The sequence below is a fragment of the Caballeronia sp. LP006 genome (assembly GCF_031450995.1).
In the GTDB taxonomy this organism is placed as follows: Bacteria; Pseudomonadota; Gammaproteobacteria; order Burkholderiales; family Burkholderiaceae; genus Caballeronia.
Genome location: NZ_JARTVW010000005.1, coordinates 1920369 through 1937096, shown reverse-complemented (window position 1 = coordinate 1937096; position 16728 = coordinate 1920369). Strand labels below are relative to the sequence as shown.

Sequence of the window (16728 nt, the reverse complement as noted above, 5' to 3'; positions counted from 1 at the left end):
CTGGTTTTGTTGTGTCGGGAAACCAGCAACCCCGCATCGGCAGCCCATCCCGGGTTTCGCCATGACTGAGGCGGATGCTGCTCGTCCGGGTCCGCCAAAATCATTTTAGCCGAGCCGGTTCACGTTGGCTTCCTGAACCGCATCGCCGTCCCTTCACGCCTGATCCGCTCCCACACGGCCTGCTTCTCGGCATCGGAAAGAAACACCCAGTTCGACACTTCACCCGCCGTGCGGCCGCAGCCTTTGCAGACGTCGTCGAAAAGCGTGGAGCACACGCCGATGCAGGGACTATCAGGAAGACCGTGGAGATTCGAAGACATGGATTCGTTGATTGCCGCGCGCCATGACGAAAGCCATGACGCGCGCATTGAAAGACATTAGCGGGCAATACTGTAGCCTATTCGCGCGATCCAGTGACGCCGCTGGTTGTAATCGAGGATATCTTCGCCGTAACCGTTGAAGTAGCTGGCAAACACATAACCGCCCCATGCGCTGCCGATCAGCTTAGCCAGCGGGTAGGTGAGCTGCGAATCCACGCTGCCATACCAGTGCTTCGTGCCCTTGCGCAAGGTCGTCGCGAGCTGCCAGCCATCCGGGCTGCCGTATTTGACCAGGAAGTCGGTGTAGCCGCGATAATCCGCGATGTCGTGATTCCCGCTTCTCGACAAGTAGTAATAGATCTTTGGCGAGATGGTCAGATGCTCGCCGTTCAGGTCGCCAAAATCCCACGTCGGCCGCACGAACATGATGTTGATCGCGCGCGATTCATCGCCGCTCTTGCCGTTCGATTCATGCCCGATACCCGCCGCCACGCCCATGCGCGTGAACAACGGACTCTTCACGCCCGTGTCTTCCACGTAGTAGAAAAGCTGCGGCTGATAGCTCGTATCGCGAAACGGGACGGACGGCGCGGAGAGGTTCCAGATGGTCGTCTGCGTGTACGCAAAGTAGAGATTGTCGAGGAAGCCGCGCGAGCGCGGGTCGTCCGGCAGATGCAGCCGGTATTTGAAGCTGAACTGGAACTTGGCGAGATTGTCGCCGTTTTCGCCATCGGCGAAGTACATCGGCTCGAAGGTCGAAAGGCGGCCGGACAGCATGGTGTCGATGGTCGTCGTCGGCACGGCCGTCGTGTTCGCGGCGGCGGTGGCGGTGGCCATTTGCGCGGGCGTCGTCGCCTGCGCTTCGCGTTTCTCGGCGGCGACCACCTGCGTCTGCGTATTGCCGCGGTTGAGCGTGACGAGCATGGGTGAAGCATCGAAGCCGACCGGATCGATCTTCATCGTGCCGCGCGCGCTTTCGGGCCACGCAGCCGTAAAGCGCACCCGGCGATACTGCCCAGGCGCGAGGCGCACATGGTCCGGCACCTTCGGATCGCGGGCGAGCGTGAGCGGCGCAGGCGGCAGATCGCCATTGGTGAGATTCACCGTCAGTTGCTTCGGCACATCGATGGAAAGCGGTTTGCTACCGTCATCGGTATAAAGCAGCGTGATTTCGAGCGGCTGCGACGCCGCCGCTTCGCGTGCCGGTTGCAGCACGGAGACAGTGGCATGCGCCGTGCTCGCTGCACTCAGCGTGGCAAGGGCGAACATCGCGGCGCGAAGACGGCGCCGAGCGCCGGTTTGGGCATGAGCCGCACGAAGGAGTGTCGGCAAAACAAACGAATTTGGACGATGCATCGGGTAGTTTGGCGTTTTGTTGTCGGGGTGTGCGGCAGGGCTGCTGACGCGGCGCGCTGTGCCGAGTCATTGGTTGGGCACTCGCACTACCGCGCTTGCAGGCATTTCTTGCTCGAGCCCGCGGGAGGATTGCCCAGGCGCCGACGCCGATACCAACGCCTTTCGCTCAGACCGAACCCACCATCTGCCACAACAGCCCGCCATTCAGTGCAAGAATCAGTCCTGCACAAGCCCAGGCAAGTGCAAGCGGCACGCGGGCGACGCGCCAGCGTCCCATGAGACCGGCATCGGAAGCGAAGCGCACGAGCGGAATCACTGCCAGCGGTAATTGCAGACTCAGCACGACCTGAGTCGCGACGAGCAGTGTATTCGAACCGTGCTGCCCGAAGCTCGCGACGGCGAAAAGCGCTGGGCCGATGGCAAGCGAACGCGTCAAGAGCGCCCGCGCCCAGCGCGCCATCTTCAGCTGCAGGAAGCCCTCCATCACTGCCTGACCGGCGAGCGTGCCCGTGACCGTCGCGTTCAAGCCGCACGCGAGCAGGGCGGCGGCGAACGCAATGCCCGCCCAGTGGCTTCCCACGAGCGGTGCGATGAGCCGATGCGCGTCCGCGAGATCATCGACATCGAAGTGGCCGCTTGCATGAAACACCGACGCGGCCACCACCAGTAACGACGCATTGACGATAAACGCCAGCCCGAGCGATGCGAACGTATCGATATTCACGCCCTTGAGCGCGCGGCCGATGGTTGCGTCGTCGTGGTGAGGGGCGTGTTCCTTCACCAGCGCCGAGTGCAGATAAAGGTTGTGCGGCATGACGGTCGCGCCCAGCACGCCGGCGGCGAGCCAGAGCATGCCGGCATCGCGCAGAAGCTCGCGCGGGGGCGCGAAGCCACGCAAGGCATCGCTCCAGACGGGATGCGCCAGCGCCAGTTCGACGACGAAACAGAAGCCGACGAACAGGATCATCGCCGTGATGGCACGCTGGAGCGGCCGCTGTCCACGGCTTTGCAACGCGAGCATGATGAAAGTGCCGACCGCCGAGAACAACACGCCCGCCGTCAGCGAGACGCCGAAGAGCATCTGCAAGGCGACCGCGCTGCCGACGACTTCGGCCACGTCGCACGCGATGATGGCGATTTCGCACGCGAGCCACAGCACGAGCGTCGTGCGGCGGCTATAGCGCTCGCGGCACAACTGCGCGAGATCGCGGCCGGTGACGACGCCCACGCGCGACGCCACCCATTGCAGCAGCATGCCCATGAGACTCGCGAGCAGCACGACGAAGAGCAACTGATAGCCGTAACGCGCGCCACCCGCCAGCGCCGTCGCCCAGTTGCCCGGGTCCATGTAGCCGACCGCGACGAGCGAACCCGCGCCGACGAACGTGTACCAGCGGCCGCGTGGCGCGCGGGGCCGGTCTTGACGATTGCCGGATTGAGGCGGTACGTCGGGCTCGGTAGCCGAAAGCTGCGCAAGCGCGGACGGATTGGTGTTCATGCGGTCGGTTGCCTTGAATAGCGTTGCAACAGCGCTGTCGTGTCACGGCTTCTGAAGCCGCGGCACGAGCGCACGCGTTGCCGGTTGAGAATGCGTGGGGAAAATCAACGCACATCCGAATTGGCTAGCAACGAGTGTTCCGCTGGCTATTCGTCAGGCAAGGAATTGGGCTCAACCCGTGCCGTCGCGCCGCTCTTCTGTCTTTACGAGCGACGGTCGCACCTGGATGCCTCAAGTCCCTTCCATCGATAATGACATTTCGCGATGCTTTCGCGGCGTGGTTCCCTTTGACGAGTGTGGTTTTATCAGGTGTCGCACGGCGTCATTAGACGCTAAAATGCGCGCACTTTCGGTACAGCAGATCGATGAACCGTGGCACGGGCAGGCCTTATGACCAGGCGGCTGCCCTCGACGCACGTGAGATTCGCGCGACAAGCCGGACATTATTTTTGTCGTGCTTCGGTTTAATGGTAGTTTTCGGGTTTTTATGGGGTTCGCGGGCCGTTCCTTGAGAGCTGGGCCCGACACGACGCCGTCGACAGTCGGAACAAGGGAGAAACGAGATGAACGAGAAACTGGCGGCCCCCGTGGCCAAGCTGGCCAAATTCGCGGGCGCGCTGGCGTGCGCGGCGACGCTGTTGCCGCTGATGTCCCTCACGGCATCGGCCAAAGACACGCAGCTCAACGTGTACAACTGGTCGGATTACATCGCCAAGGACACGATCCCCAACTTCACCAAGCAAACCGGCGTCAAGGTGAAGTACGACAACTACGACAGCGACGACACGCTGCAGGCCAAATTGCTGACGGGCAATTCGGGCTATGACATCGTCGTGCCGACGAGCAACTACGCGGGCAAGCAGATCGCGGCAAACATCTTCGCGCCGCTCGACAAGTCCAAGCTGCCGAACCTCAAGTATCTCGATCCCGAACTGATGAAGCTCGTGGAAGGCGCGGACCCCGGCAACAAGTACACGGTGCCCTGGGCGTACGGCACGACCGGCCTCGGCTATAACGTCGACAAGGTAAAGAAAATACTCGGCGCGAACGTCGAACTCAATAACTGGGACATTCTCTTCAAGCCCGAGAACATTTCGAAGCTGAAGGCGTGCGGCGTGTCCGTGCTGGATGCGCCCGACCAGATGTTCGCCGCCGCGCTGCATTACATCGGAAAGGACCCGATGAGCACGAATCCCGCCGATTATCGCGAGGCGCTCGCGATGCTCAAGAAGATTCGCCCGTACATCACGCAATTCAACTCGTCGGGCTATATCAACGACCTGGTGGGCGGCGACGTGTGCTTCACCTACGGCTGGTCGGGCGATGTCGTCATTGCCAAGCATCGCGCCGTGGACGCGAAGAAGGCTTACAAGATCGAGTACTACATTCCGAAGGGCGGCGCGCCGGTGTGGTTCGACGTGATGGCCATTCCGAAGGACGCGAAGAACAAGGACGCCGCGCACGAGTGGATCAACTACATCGAGACGCCGCAGGTGCACGCCGCGATCACGAATGCGGTGTATTACCCTAGCGCGAACCTCGAAGCGCGCAAGTACGTCGACAAGGACGTGGCGAACGATCCGGCTGTCTATCCGCCGCAGGATGTCATCAAGACGCTGTTCCTGCTCAAGCCGTTGCCGCCCGAAATCCAGCGTCTGCAGACGCGCTTGTGGACCGAACTCAAATCCGGCCGCTAGTTTGCAAAAGCGGGTTATGCTTTGAACCGACGAAGCCCCTGGACCTCCGGGGGCTTTGTTCGTGATCGTCGCGTAGCCGGGCAGACGAAGTCATCGATGAAGGACAAGTTGCAGGAGTCGAACAGGCAATCATGAGTGAGCAGTCGAGCGCGTTGAAGGCAGCGCCTAATTCCGGCAGACAAGCGCCGGACAATTTTCCGTCCACCGGACTCGTGTCGGACGACAACTTCGTGCAGGTCGTCGGCGTCGTGAAGAAGTTCGGCGAGACGGTGGCCGTGAGGGGCGTCGACCTGTCGGTTGCGAAGGGCGAACTGTTTGCGCTGCTCGGTAGTTCCGGCTGCGGCAAGTCCACGCTGTTGCGCATGCTCGCCGGGCTCGAGACCGTCACCGAAGGGCAGATTCTGATCGAAGGCGAAGACCTCGCGCAGATGCCGCCGTATCGCCGGCCGGTGAACATGATGTTTCAGTCCTACGCGCTCTTTCCGCACATGAGCGTGGAATCGAACGTGGCATTCGGCTTGAAGCAGGAAGGCGTGCGCGGTGGCGAACTCAAGGAGCGCGTGCAAGCCGCGCTCGAACTCGTGCAGATGGGCCAGTACGCGAAGCGCAAACCGCATCAGTTGTCGGGCGGCCAGCAGCAGCGCGTGGCGCTCGCGCGCAGCCTCGTCAAGCGTCCCAAGCTGCTCTTGCTCGACGAACCCATGTCCGCGCTCGACAAGCAGATTCGCCAGCGCACGCAGATGGAACTCGTCAACATCCTCGATCAGGTGGGCGTCACCTGCATCATGGTCACGCACGATCAGGAAGAGGCGATGACCATGGCCGGGCGCCTCGCCGTGATGAGCGAAGGGCGTATCGTGCAGATCGGCACGCCGCACGAGGTCTACGAGTATCCGAACAGCCGCTTCTCGGCGCAGTTCATCGGTTCGACCAATCTCTTCGACGGCAACGTGGTCGAGGACGAGCCAGACCATATCTTCGTGGAGTCGCCGGAACTGCCGGTCAGGCTCTATGTGAACCACGGCATTACCGGGCCGCTCGGCATGCCGGTGACCATCTCGGTGCGCCCGGAACGTATCGCGCTCATGAGAAAGCCGCCCGAGGGCGCGTTCAACTGGGGCCGCGGACGTGTGACGAATATCGCTTACATGGGCGGCTACACGCTCTATCACGTGACGCTCGAAAGCGGCAAGACGGTGGTCGCGAACGTATCGAGCCTCGCGCTCGGCGAAATCGATTCCCCCACTTTCGACGATGAAGTCTACGTGCGCTGGAGCGCGTCGGCGGGCGTGGTGCTGACGGCATGATGATGAAACTGCTCGACCGGATGGGCGTGAGCGGCCGCACCGCGGTCATCGCCGGGCCGTTCCTGTGGCTGTTGCTGCTATTTTTCGTGCCGTTCCTGCTCGTCGTGAAGATCAGCTTCGCGGACAGCCAGCTCGGCATTCCCCCGTACACGGATATCGTGGCGTTGAAAGAGGGTGTGCTGAATATCGCGCTCGATTTCTCGCACTACGCGTTTCTCGTCACCGACAGCCTGTACTTCGCGACCTACATGAATTCGCTGCTGGTCGCGGCGGTTTCGACCTTGCTGTGCCTCGTGATCGGCTATCCGATGGCGTATTACATCGCGCGGGCGAATCCGGCCTCGCGCAATCTGCTGATGATGGCCGTCATGCTGCCGTTCTGGACGTCGTTCCTGATACGCGTCTACGCGTGGATCGGCATTCTCAAGAACAACGGCTTGCTCAACAACTTCCTGATGTCGATCGGCCTCATCCATTCGCCAATCGAGCTTTATCACACGAATGTCGCGGTTTATATCGGCATGGTGTATTCGTACTTGCCGTTTCTCGTCATGCCGCTTTACGCGCATCTCGTGAAGATGGATCTCACCTTGCTCGAAGCCGCTTACGATCTCGGCGCCAAGCCCTGGAAGGCGTTCCTGCAGATTACCTTGCCGTTGTCGAAGAACGGGATTATTGCCGGATGTCTGCTCGTGTTCATTCCGGCGGTGGGCGAATACGTCATTCCCGAGTTGCTCGGCGGCGCGGATACCTTGATGATCGGCCGCGTCATGTGGAACGAGTTCTTCGATAACGCCGACTGGCCGATGGCATCCTCCGTCACCTGCGCGATGGTGCTCCTCCTGCTCGTGCCGATGGCGCTTTTCCAGCACTTCCAGGCGAAGCAACTGGAGGAGAAACGATGATCAAGCCGAGCCGTCCGCTGCAGATCACCGCGCTCGGAATCGGGTTCGCGTTCCTGTATATCCCCATCCTCAGCCTGATCGTCTATTCGTTCAACGAGTCGCAGCTGGTCACCGTGTGGACGGAGTTTTCGCTGCGCTGGTACAAGGCGCTCTGGTACGACGACGAGCTTATCGCGGCGGCATGGCTGTCGTTGCGCATCGCGTTTCTGACGGCGTGCGCGTCGGTCGTGATCGGCACGTGGGCGGGGTTCGTGCTCGCGCGCATGGGACGCTTTCGCGGCTTCACGCTCTACACGGGCATGATCAACGCGCCGCTCGTGATTCCCGAGGTCATTCAGGGCATCTCGTTGCTGCTGCTTTTCGTGGAGATGGCCAAGCTGATCGGCTGGCCGGCGGGGCGCGGGCTCTTCACCATCTGGATCGGCCACGTGATGCTGTGCATCTCGTATGTGGCGATCATCGTGGAGTCACGCGTGCGGGAGCTGAATCCGTCGCTGGAAGAGGCCGCGCTCGATCTCGGCGCGACACCGCTGCGCGTGTTCTTCGCGATCACGCTGCCGCTGATATCGCAGGCGCTCGTGGCGGGTTGGCTGCTGTCGTTCACCTTGTCGATTGACGATCTCGTGCTTTCCGCGTTTCTGTCGGGACCGGGATCGACCACGCTGCCACTCGTCGTGTTTTCGCGCGTGCGGCTTGGGCTGAATCCGGAGATGAATGCGCTCGCGACGTTGTTCATCGCGCTGGTGACGGTCGGGGTGATCGCCGCGAATTACTTCATGCAGCGCAATGAGCGCAGAAGGCTGGCCGAGGTGCTGTGAACGCAGGCGCGTTAGTTTGCGCTCGTTGACGAGGAACCGCGAGAGCCGCGCTTTTCCGCGTGTTCGCCTGAACACCGCAAGCGCCGCTTCAAGCCGCTTTTACCTACGATGTCACTGTGAGCATCGAGCAATTGCCAGATGCTTGAGTTCCACTCAGCGCCTGCAATGGCACTTCACGTATTCGCCAAATGCGTCGCGAACGTCGCCGGGTCCGTGTTGGTTCCGCACAGCAACACGCCCACGCGCTTGCCTTGCAGACGCTCGCGCAACGGTCCGAGCAGCGCAGCGGTCGCCGCCGCGCACGCCGGTTCCACAGCCAGCTTCAGTTCGTTGAACAACTGCCGCATGCCGTGCCGCAACGCGTCGTCCGATACGGTGACGATCTCGTCGATATGTCGCCTGCACAGTTCATAGCTGTATTGCTCGGTATGCGGCGCCATCAATGAATCGGCGATGCTGTGCAGGGAACTCAGCTTGATCGTGTGATTGGCGGCGAAGCTGCGGCTCATCGCATCCGCGCCTTCCGGTTCCACGCCATAGACATGCAGCGAAGGGTTGGCGAGACGCATGGCGGTCGAAACGCCGGCGGACAGCCCGCCACCGCCGATTGGCAGGATGACCGCATCGAGATCCGGCGCCTGCGACGTCCACTCGTAACCGAGCGTCGCCGTGCCCAGCACCGTTCGATAACCATTGAACGGATGCACGAAGAAGCGTCCTTCCTCGGCCTCGATGCGCCGCACGATCTCGAAGGCCTCGATCACATTTTCCGCCAGCACGACTTCCGCGCCGAAGCGCCGGCAAAGCGCGATGCGCGTCGGACTGGCGTTCTTCGTGATGACCACCTTCGCGCCCACTTCCATGCGCTGCGCCGCGTAAGCCACCGCGACCGCATGATTGCCCGCCGACACGCACGTCACGCCTGCCGCGCGTTCGCTGTCGGTGAGCGCGAGGATGTTCGAGAACGCGCCACGCGCCTTGAACGTGCCGCTTGCCTGCAGCAGCTCGAACTTGAACGTGACGGGTGTGCCTTCGAGCGTCGGAAAATCGTGCCGCTCGAAGATCGGCGTGCGCGCTACCCAGGGCGTGAGCGCCATATGCTGCTCGGCGATCTCGTCGAGGGTCGGAATGGGCGTGCCGTCGATCGTATGGTCGGAATGCGTTGCTGTGGACATGGCTCGATGGATCGTGCGACGGTCGATGATTAGCGCGCCTGGGCTTCGACCGACATGCTATGGATGAACTTGCCGAGAAACGCTTCGCAAGCGACGAGTTGGTCGAGCGACACGTATTCGTTCGCCTTGTGCGCCTGTTCGATGTTGCCCGGTCCGCACACGATGCTCGGCACGCCCGCAATCGCGAAAAGTCCCGCTTCGGTGCCGTAAGCGACCTTGCGCTTCTCCTGATTCTCGGTGAGCGCGCGCACGAGTTGCGTGATGGCGGCCTGCTCGGTGGCGTCGAGTCCGGGCGCGGCGGCGATCTTCGAAAATTCGATGGCCGCGTTCTCGTGCTCCTTCTGCATTTTCGGCAAGAGCGTGTCGCGCGCGAACGCTTCGATGCGCTTGAAGATAGGGTCCGGGTCGATGGTCGGCAAGTTGCGGAATTCGAAGTCGAAAGTGCATTCCGCGGGCACGGTGTTGAGCGCGTTGCCGCCCTTGATCGTGCTCGTCTGCGCGGTGGTGAAGGGCACGTCGTAGAACTCGTCGAACGGGCCCTTGGCGCGGAATTCATCGGCGACGTCGCGAATGAAGCAGATGAGGCGCGCGGCGTACTCGATCGAATTCAGCCCCTTCGGCGTAAGCGACGAATGCGCCGCAAAGCCACGCACGCAGCAGCGGAACGCGTTGATGCCCTTGTGTGCGATGACCGGGCGCATGGAAGTCGGTTCGCCGACGATACAGCCATCCGGATTGACGCCGCGCTTTTGCAAGTCGGCGATCATGAGCGGCGCGCCCGCGCAGCCTACTTCTTCATCGAACGAAAGCGCGAAGTGGATCGGCTTGGCGAGCTTTGTCGCCTGCATCTTCGGCAGCATTGTGAGCGCCGCGCCGATGAACCCCTTCATGTCGCAGGTGCCGCGACCGTAGAGCAGACCATCGCGGATTTCGGGCTTGAAAGGATCGCTTTTCCAGTTTTGACCGTCGACCGGCACTACGTCGGTGTGTCCCGACAGCACGATGCCGCCGTTCGTCTGACCGTCGTGCGCGGGCACCGTGGCGAAGAGATTGGCCCACTGGCCGCGTGAATCGGTCGTGATGCTGGCTTCGACACCCGCTTTGCGCAGTTCGTCGCGCACGGTTTCGATGAGGCCGAGGTTGGGATTGCGGCTGACTGTATCGAAGGAAACGAGACGTTCGATCCAGGGTAAGGATTGAGGCGTGGCGGAGGTCGTGGCTTGTTGCGCCTCAGCGGCGATTTGGGACATTTTTCGCTCCTGCGGGGTAGAAGCCGATCATAGCCGAAACCACGCTTGCTGACCTTCTGGTCAATATATGCGCTGCGGCATGGCTCCCGTCGCTGCCTTTCAAAGAGCGGCAATGACGGGGTGCGTCGGGCGGGGCGCTTGACCCTTCTTCCGGTCGATGCGCGCGCCGTGTCTCCCGTCGATACCAACGCGCCGGATGAACCTAACGCGCCACGGCCGCCGACTGCCGCACCGGCGCGCCGAGCGCGCGCAACGTTTCCTTCACCGTGGCAATGCGCACCGCGAGATCGGGGCTGCGCGTTTCGATGCGCAACTTGTCCTGTCCCGCGAGCTTGATGTGCTTGTTCTTCTGCACCATCTCGATGATCTTCATGGCATCGACAGGCGGATTCGGCACGAACTGCAAGCCGATGGAACTCTCGTTGGCGTCGATCTTCGAGATACCGAGCGGCTTCGCGGCAAGCCGCAACCGATGCGTCTCCACGAGCGCATGCGCTTGCGGCGGCAACTTGCCGAAGCGGTCGACGAGCTCTTCGAGAATGCCGTCGATGGCATCGCTCGATTCGCAGTTCGCAAGCCGCTTGTAGAGCGAAAGACGCTCTTGTACGTCCGCGCAATAATCGGCGGGCAAGATGGCCGGTGCGTGCAGATTGATCTCGGTCGTGGCGGCGAGGGGCGCGTTGAGATCCGGCTCGCGGCCTTCCTTCAGTGCGCGCACGGCGTCGTTGAGCATGTCGGTGTAAAGCTGAAAACCGATCTCGTGAATCTCGCCCGATTGCTTGTCGCCGAGCACTTCGCCCGTGCCGCGAATCTCGAGGTCGTGCATGGCCAGATAGAAGCCCGAGCCGAGTTCCTCCATCTGCTGAATGGCTTCGAGCCGGCGCTGCGCCTGCTTGGTCAGCGACTGCGGGTCGTGCACGAGCAGATACGCATAAGCCTGATGGTGCGAACGCCCGACACGCCCGCGCAATTGGTGCAGCTGCGCGAGACCGAACTTGTCCGAGCGATGCATGATGATGGTGTTCGCGCTCGGCACGTCGATACCCGTTTCGATGATGGTCGTGCACAGCAGCACGTTCGCGCGCTGGCCGACGAAATCGCGCATCACGCGTTCGAGTTCGCGCTCGTGCATCTGGCCGTGCGCCACGGCAATGCGCGCTTCGGGCACTAGTGCTTCGAGCATGGAACGGCGATTCTCGATGGTTTCCACTTCGTTATGCAGGAAGTAGACTTGCCCGCCGCGTTTCAGCTCGCGCAGCATGGCTTCGCGAATGACGCCGTCTTCCTCGCGCCGCACGAAGGTCTTGATGGCAAGGCGCTTCTGCGGCGCGGTCGCGATCACGGAGAAGTCGCGCAGGCCTTCGAGCGCCATGCCGAGCGTGCGTGGAATGGGCGTCGCGGTGAGCGTGAGTACATCCACTTCCGCACGCAACGCCTTGAGCGCTTCCTTCTGCCGCACACCGAAGCGATGTTCCTCGTCGATGATCACGAGCCCGAGCCGCTTGAACTTCACATCCGACGACAACAGCTTGTGCGTGCCGATGACGATGTCCACACTGCCTTCGTTGATCTGCGCGATCGACTGCGTGACTTCCTTCGAACTCTTGAAGCGCGACAGTTCGGCAATCCGCACGGGCCAGTCGGAAAAGCGGTCGGTGAAAGTCTGCGTATGCTGTTCGGCGAGCAGCGTGGTGGGGGAAAGTATCGCCACTTGCTTGCCCGCCATCACCGCGATGAACGCCGCGCGCAAGGCCACTTCCGTCTTGCCGAAGCCGACATCGCCGCACACGAGCCGATCCATCGGCTTGCCGCTCGTCATGTCGCCGATGACCGCGGCAATCGCGGCGCCCTGGTCGGGCGTTTCCTCGAAGCCGAAGCTCTCGGCGAACTTCACGTAGTCGCGTGGATCGAGCTTGAACGCGTAGCCTTCGCGCGCGGCGCGGCGGGCGTAGAGGTTGAGCAGTTCGGCTGCGGTATCGCGAATCTGCTGCGCGGCCTTGCGTTTGGCTTTTTCCCATTGGCCCGAACCGAGCGTGTGGAGCGGGGCGCTTTCGGGATCGGCGCCGCTATAGCGCGAGATCACATGCAACAACGCGACGGGCACGTAGAGCTTGGCGTCGTTCTGGTATTCGAGGTGCAGAAACTCGGTTTCGCCTTCGCCGAGGTCCATGGACACGAGACCCATGTATCGGCCGATGCCATGCTGCGCGTGCACCACCGGATCGCCGATTTTCAATTCGGCGAGATCGCGCACCATCGAATCGACATTGCTCGCCTGTTCCTGGCGGCGGCGTCCTGCGCGGCGCGCGAGCGGCCCGTAGAGCTCGGTCTCGGTGACGATAGACAGCTTCGCTTCCGGCAACGAAAAACCGTTCGCGAGCGGCGCTATGCCGAGCGTGAATTTGGCATCCGCGCCGAGCCATTCCTGGAACGTGTCGCGCAGTTCGCCGCGCAAGCCGTTATCGACGAGCAATTGCTGGATGGCTTCGCGCCGTCCCGCCGATTCCGCGACCAGCATCACGCGGTTTTCGGTCTGCTCCAGATAATGGCGCAGCGCGAGCAACGGTTCGTCCGCGTGGCGGTCGATAGCAAGCCCTGGCAGCGGCACGGCCCAGCCGCCTTCGGGCGACGCCGGGAACTTCAGTTGCGCGAATGGCTTGGCGAACGTGAAAAAGTCGTCGTCGCTGAGAAAGAGGCGGCGCGGTTCGAGCAAAGGCCGCTCGCGATCATGCGAAAGAAAGTTGTAGCGCTGCTTCGTGTCGGCCGTGAAGCGTTTGATCGCGGCGTCCATGTCGCCGACAAACGCGAGTTGCGAGTTCTCCGGCAGATAGTGAAAGAGGGTTGCGGTGTCGTCGAAGAAGAGCGGCAAGTAATATTCGATGCCCGCCGACGGCACGCCGCTGCCGATGTCCTTGTAAATCTGCGAGCGGCTCGGATCGCCCTCGAACACTTCGCGCCAGCGGCTGCGAAACGCGGTGCGCGCGGCTTCGTCGAACGGAAATTCGCGGCCCGGCAAGAGGCGCACGTCGCGCACGGGATACAGGCTGCGTTGCGTGTCGGGATCGAAGGCGCGGATGGAATCGACCTGATCGTCGAACAAGTCGAGGCGATACGGCAGCGGCGAGCCCATTGGATAAAGGTCGATCAGCGAGCCGCGCACGCAATATTCGCCGGGACGCACGACCTGACTCACGTGCTCGTAACCCGCGAGCGTCAACTGCGCCTTGAGCTTGCTTTCGTCGAGGCGCTCGCCCTGCGTAAACGAAAACGTGTAAGCCGCGAGAAACGACGCGGGCGGCATGCGATAAAGCGCCGTGGTCGCCGGCACGAGCAGGATGTCGCAACGTCCTTCGCCGAGATCGTGCAGCGTCGCGAGACGCTCGGACACGAGGTCTTGATGCGGCGAGAACGTGTCGTACGGCAGCGTTTCCCAGTCCGGCAAGAGACGCACGCGGGCATCCGGCGCGAAATAGGGGATTTCGGTTGCGAGGCGTTGCGCATCGACCGCGCTTGCGCAGAGCACCGTCAAGAGCCGCACGGACTCGCGATTTGCCGTGTAATAACGCGCGATGGCGAGGGCATCGGATGAACCGGGCGCGCCGTCGAAGACAAAGCGCTGACCCGCCTTCACAAGCGGGATGGGAGAACTGGACTGCGCGTTGACGGCTTTCGAGGACATATATATGCAATTAACCGTCGGCTCTTTCGCCCTCTTCGAGGACGCGCCGGACGTGGTCGCTAAAGACCTATTATAAAATCCGGGCTCCACTTTGACCTGGCTCAGTGATCTGCCCGTGACTACGACTGCAAATTCGTCAAATGCGCCGTCTACTGCGCCAACGATTTCACCCGCCACTACCTCGCGCCTGTTCGCGCTGATTCCGTGCGCCGGCAACGGCAGCCGCTCCGGCGCACCCATGCCGAAGCAATATCAGACCGTCGCGGGCCGCCCGATGCTTGGTTACACGTTATCCGCCTTCGACGCGTGTTCCGAATTCTCGCAGACCCTCGTCGTACTCGCTCCCGACGATCATCACTTCGATGCGCGCCGCTTTGCCGGCCTGCGCTTCGCGGTGCAGCGCTGTGGCGGGGCTACACGACAGGCATCGGTGTATAACGGTCTCGTCGCGCTGGCCGATTTCGGCGCACGCGACGACGACTGGGTGCTCGTCCACGACGCCGCGCGTCCCGGCATCACGCCGGAACTGATTCGCAAGCTCGTCGGCGCCCTGCGTCACGACGCCGTGGGCGGCATTCTCGCATTGCCGGTCGCGGATACGCTGAAACGGGTCGCACCGAGCATGCCCGATGCAGCGGATGACCACCCGCGCGTCGCCCGCACGGAATCGCGCGACGGGCTCTGGCAGGCGCAAACGCCGCAGATGTTCCGCCTCGGCATGTTGCGCGAAGCGATCGAACGTGCGCGTCACGACGGTCACGATCTCACGGACGAAGCGAGCGCAATCGAATGGCTCGGCCATTCGCCGCGATTAGTTCAGGGCAGCCTGCGCAACTTCAAGGTGACCTATCCGGAAGACTTCGCGCTCGCGGGCGCGATGCTCGCCACGAAGGCCTGACGGCTCCGACACACACTTTCTACAGCAAGGTTGCATCGATGGATTTCAGAATCGGACAGGGATACGACGTACATCAACTCGTCGAGGGCCGCCCGCTCATCATTGGCGGCGTGACGATTCCCTACGAACGCGGCCTGCTCGGCCATTCGGACGCGGACGTGCTGCTGCACGCCATCACCGACGCGCTCTTCGGCGCGGCATCGCTCGGCGATATCGGCCGGCACTTTCCGGATACCGCGACGGAATTCGCCGGCGCCGACAGCCGCGTGCTGCTGCGCGAAGCGTTCAAGCGCGTGTCGGAAGCGGGTTTCGCCATCGCCAATATCGACAGCACGATCATCGCGCAGGCGCCGAAGCTCGCGCCGCACATCGAGGCGATGCGCGCGAATATCGCGGAAGACTTGGACTTGGCCGTCGATCGCGTCAACGTGAAAGCGAAGACCAACGAAAAGCTCGGCTATCTCGGCCGCAAGGAAGGTATCGAGGCGCAGGCCGCGGTGCTGTTGCGGCGCACGTCGATCGATAGTTGAAGTCGAACGCCACGCGCGCGTGGCGTCAAGGGCTTACTTCGCCTCGGCCTCGATGGCGAGCGCCACCGCGTTGATCACGGCCGCGATGCGCCCGACATCGCGCAACTGGGTCGTCGACATGCCTTCGGTGACGAGATTCTGGTAGTGCGACTTCACGCAGAAGTGACACTTGCCGATGATCGACGCCGCGAGCGCGTACATCTCGAAGCGCCGCTTGTCGACGCCGCCGTGCGATGCATACGCGTTCATGCGCAGTCCAGCCGGCTGCGTCTTGAGATCGGCGTTGTCGGCCATCTCCAGGTACGGATACCAGACGTTGTTCATGCCCATCAGCGCGGACGCCGTGAGCGCGGCATTGACTTCTTCCGGCGCCATGACACCCGACTCGCGGATGATATTCACGATCTTCGTCGCCTTCGCGGCATACGCGGCGGCGAGCGCGACACCGACTGCGTCGTTGCCTTCCAGCGACGAACGGGCGATCGTCCCGTCGACATTCAGGCGAATGTCTTTCGCGTAGTCCGGCACCAGCTCCTTGATCGATGACAGGAATTCCATGCGTTCTCCTTATTCGATGGCGTCAATAAAGCCCGCCGGCTTCCAAGCGGGCGCTCGAAAGAGGGCGGGCTACGGGCGTTGCCTCAGGCGCTTAAAGGCTCGTGCGATCAGAGCGTCGAGCCGCCGACCGCGCGATTGCACGGGCAGAGTTCGTCCGTTTGCAGGCCGTCGAGAATACGCAGCACTTCTTCCGGATTGCGGCCGACGTTCAGGTTATTGACCGAGACGTGCTGAATGACGTTGTCGGGATCGACGATGAACGTTGCGCGCAGCGCCACGCCGGCTTCCTTGTCGCGCACGCCGAGCTGGTCGATGAGTTCGCCCTTCACGTCGCCAAACGAGTAGTGGTTCAGCTTGTTCAGGTCCTTGTGTTCACGACGCCATGCGAGTTTGACGAACTCGTTGTCGACGCTGCCGCCGAGCAAAATGGCGTCGCGGTCTTCAAAGTCCTTTGCCAGCTTGCCGAACTCGACGATTTCAGTCGGGCAGACGAACGTGAAGTCCTTCGGGTAGAAGTAGATGATTTTCCACTTGCCCGGAAACGACTGCTCGGTGATTTCTTCGAATGCCGACTGGCCGTTTTCTTCGTGGTGATTGAAACCCGGCTTGGCAGCGGTGACGGTGAATGCTTCGACTTTATCGCCAACGGTCTTCATGCAGTGACTCCTGTGTTCGTTGAAAGGACAAACGCAAAATGAGGCTACTGAATCTTCGTAACGCGGAGATGGAAACAATCG

The 16728-nt window shown here is 62.1% G+C and carries 14 protein-coding genes; 6 read left to right on the top strand and 8 right to left on the bottom strand.

Annotated elements, in window-relative coordinates; all coding sequences use genetic code 11:
• Nucleotides 1–119 precede the first annotated feature (119 nt).
• From P9250_RS25610 to P9250_RS25600, 3 genes are all read right to left on the bottom strand, one after another.
• Nucleotides 120–320 carry a DUF1289 domain-containing protein gene (locus P9250_RS25610; protein WP_310395863.1) on the bottom strand — a complete coding sequence of 67 codons (201 nt, stop codon included), beginning with the start codon at nucleotides 318–320 and terminating at the stop codon, nucleotides 120–122.
• Between the two features lie 57 nt (nucleotides 321–377).
• Nucleotides 378–1589 carry a phospholipase A gene (locus P9250_RS25605; RefSeq protein WP_310395861.1) on the bottom strand — a complete coding sequence of 404 codons (1212 nt, stop codon included), beginning with the start codon at nucleotides 1587–1589 and terminating at the stop codon, nucleotides 378–380.
• A 253-nt stretch (nucleotides 1590–1842) separates the two neighbouring features.
• Nucleotides 1843–3174 (bottom strand): Nramp family divalent metal transporter, encoded by a 1332-nt coding sequence (locus P9250_RS25600; RefSeq protein WP_310395859.1) that lies wholly within the window; start codon nucleotides 3172–3174, stop codon nucleotides 1843–1845.
• A 563-nt stretch (nucleotides 3175–3737) separates the two neighbouring features.
• Here P9250_RS25600 and P9250_RS25595 point away from each other — a divergent pair.
• The 4 genes from P9250_RS25595 (at nucleotide 3738) to P9250_RS25580 (ending at nucleotide 7901) form a co-directional block, all read left to right on the top strand.
• Entirely contained in the window at nucleotides 3738–4871 is a 1134-nt protein-coding gene (locus P9250_RS25595) for a polyamine ABC transporter substrate-binding protein (RefSeq protein ID WP_250464805.1), read from the top strand.
• A gap of 131 nt (nucleotides 4872–5002) precedes the next feature.
• Nucleotides 5003–6178 carry an ABC transporter ATP-binding protein gene (locus P9250_RS25590; RefSeq protein ID WP_250464807.1) on the top strand — a complete coding sequence of 392 codons (1176 nt, stop codon included), beginning with the start codon at nucleotides 5003–5005 and terminating at the stop codon, nucleotides 6176–6178.
• Nucleotides 6175–7083, top strand: coding sequence for an ABC transporter permease subunit (locus P9250_RS25585; protein WP_250464810.1), 909 nt, complete (start codon nucleotides 6175–6177; stop codon nucleotides 7081–7083). The genes P9250_RS25590 and P9250_RS25585 overlap by 4 nt, the downstream gene beginning before the upstream one ends.
• Complete coding sequence (locus tag P9250_RS25580) at nucleotides 7083–7901, top strand: ABC transporter permease subunit (protein ID WP_244828036.1); 819 nt, start codon at nucleotides 7083–7085, stop codon at nucleotides 7899–7901. Before P9250_RS25585 ends, P9250_RS25580 begins: the two co-directional genes overlap by 1 nt.
• A gap of 173 nt (nucleotides 7902–8074) precedes the next feature.
• Here P9250_RS25580 and P9250_RS25575 read toward each other — a convergent pair whose 3' ends face one another.
• From P9250_RS25575 to mfd, 3 genes are all read right to left on the bottom strand, one after another.
• Nucleotides 8075–9076, bottom strand: a complete 1002-nt coding sequence (locus P9250_RS25575; RefSeq protein WP_310395856.1) for a threonine/serine dehydratase — start codon at nucleotides 9074–9076, stop codon at nucleotides 8075–8077.
• A gap of 29 nt (nucleotides 9077–9105) precedes the next feature.
• Nucleotides 9106–10326 carry an acetylornithine deacetylase gene (gene argE, locus P9250_RS25570; RefSeq protein ID WP_244827938.1) on the bottom strand — a complete coding sequence of 407 codons (1221 nt, stop codon included), beginning with the start codon at nucleotides 10324–10326 and terminating at the stop codon, nucleotides 9106–9108.
• 202 nt (nucleotides 10327–10528) lie between these two features.
• Nucleotides 10529–14005: a transcription-repair coupling factor gene (gene mfd, locus P9250_RS25565; RefSeq protein WP_244827937.1), complete on the bottom strand. Its 3477-nt coding sequence runs from the start codon at nucleotides 14003–14005 to the stop codon at nucleotides 10529–10531.
• A gap of 238 nt (nucleotides 14006–14243) precedes the next feature.
• Here mfd and ispD point away from each other — a divergent pair, with 238 nt between their 5' ends.
• Both ispD and ispF read left to right on the top strand, forming a co-directional pair.
• Nucleotides 14244–14903: a 2-C-methyl-D-erythritol 4-phosphate cytidylyltransferase gene (ispD, locus tag P9250_RS25560; RefSeq protein WP_310395854.1), complete on the top strand. Its 660-nt coding sequence runs from the start codon at nucleotides 14244–14246 to the stop codon at nucleotides 14901–14903.
• Between the two features lie 38 nt (nucleotides 14904–14941).
• Entirely contained in the window at nucleotides 14942–15433 is a 492-nt protein-coding gene (gene ispF, locus P9250_RS25555; protein WP_244827936.1) for a 2-C-methyl-D-erythritol 2,4-cyclodiphosphate synthase, read from the top strand.
• Nucleotides 15434–15466: 33 nt separating this feature from the next.
• Here ispF and P9250_RS25550 read toward each other — a convergent pair whose 3' ends face one another.
• Together P9250_RS25550 and P9250_RS25545 are read right to left on the bottom strand one after the other, a co-directional pair.
• The gene (locus P9250_RS25550) at nucleotides 15467–15991 is read right to left on the bottom strand and encodes a carboxymuconolactone decarboxylase family protein (protein ID WP_244827935.1); all 525 of its coding nucleotides are present in this window, start codon (nucleotides 15989–15991) and stop codon (nucleotides 15467–15469) included.
• 107 nt (nucleotides 15992–16098) lie between these two features.
• The gene (locus P9250_RS25545) at nucleotides 16099–16647 is read right to left on the bottom strand and encodes a peroxiredoxin (RefSeq protein ID WP_244827934.1); all 549 of its coding nucleotides are present in this window, start codon (nucleotides 16645–16647) and stop codon (nucleotides 16099–16101) included.
• Between the last annotated feature and the right edge of the window lie 81 nt (nucleotides 16648–16728).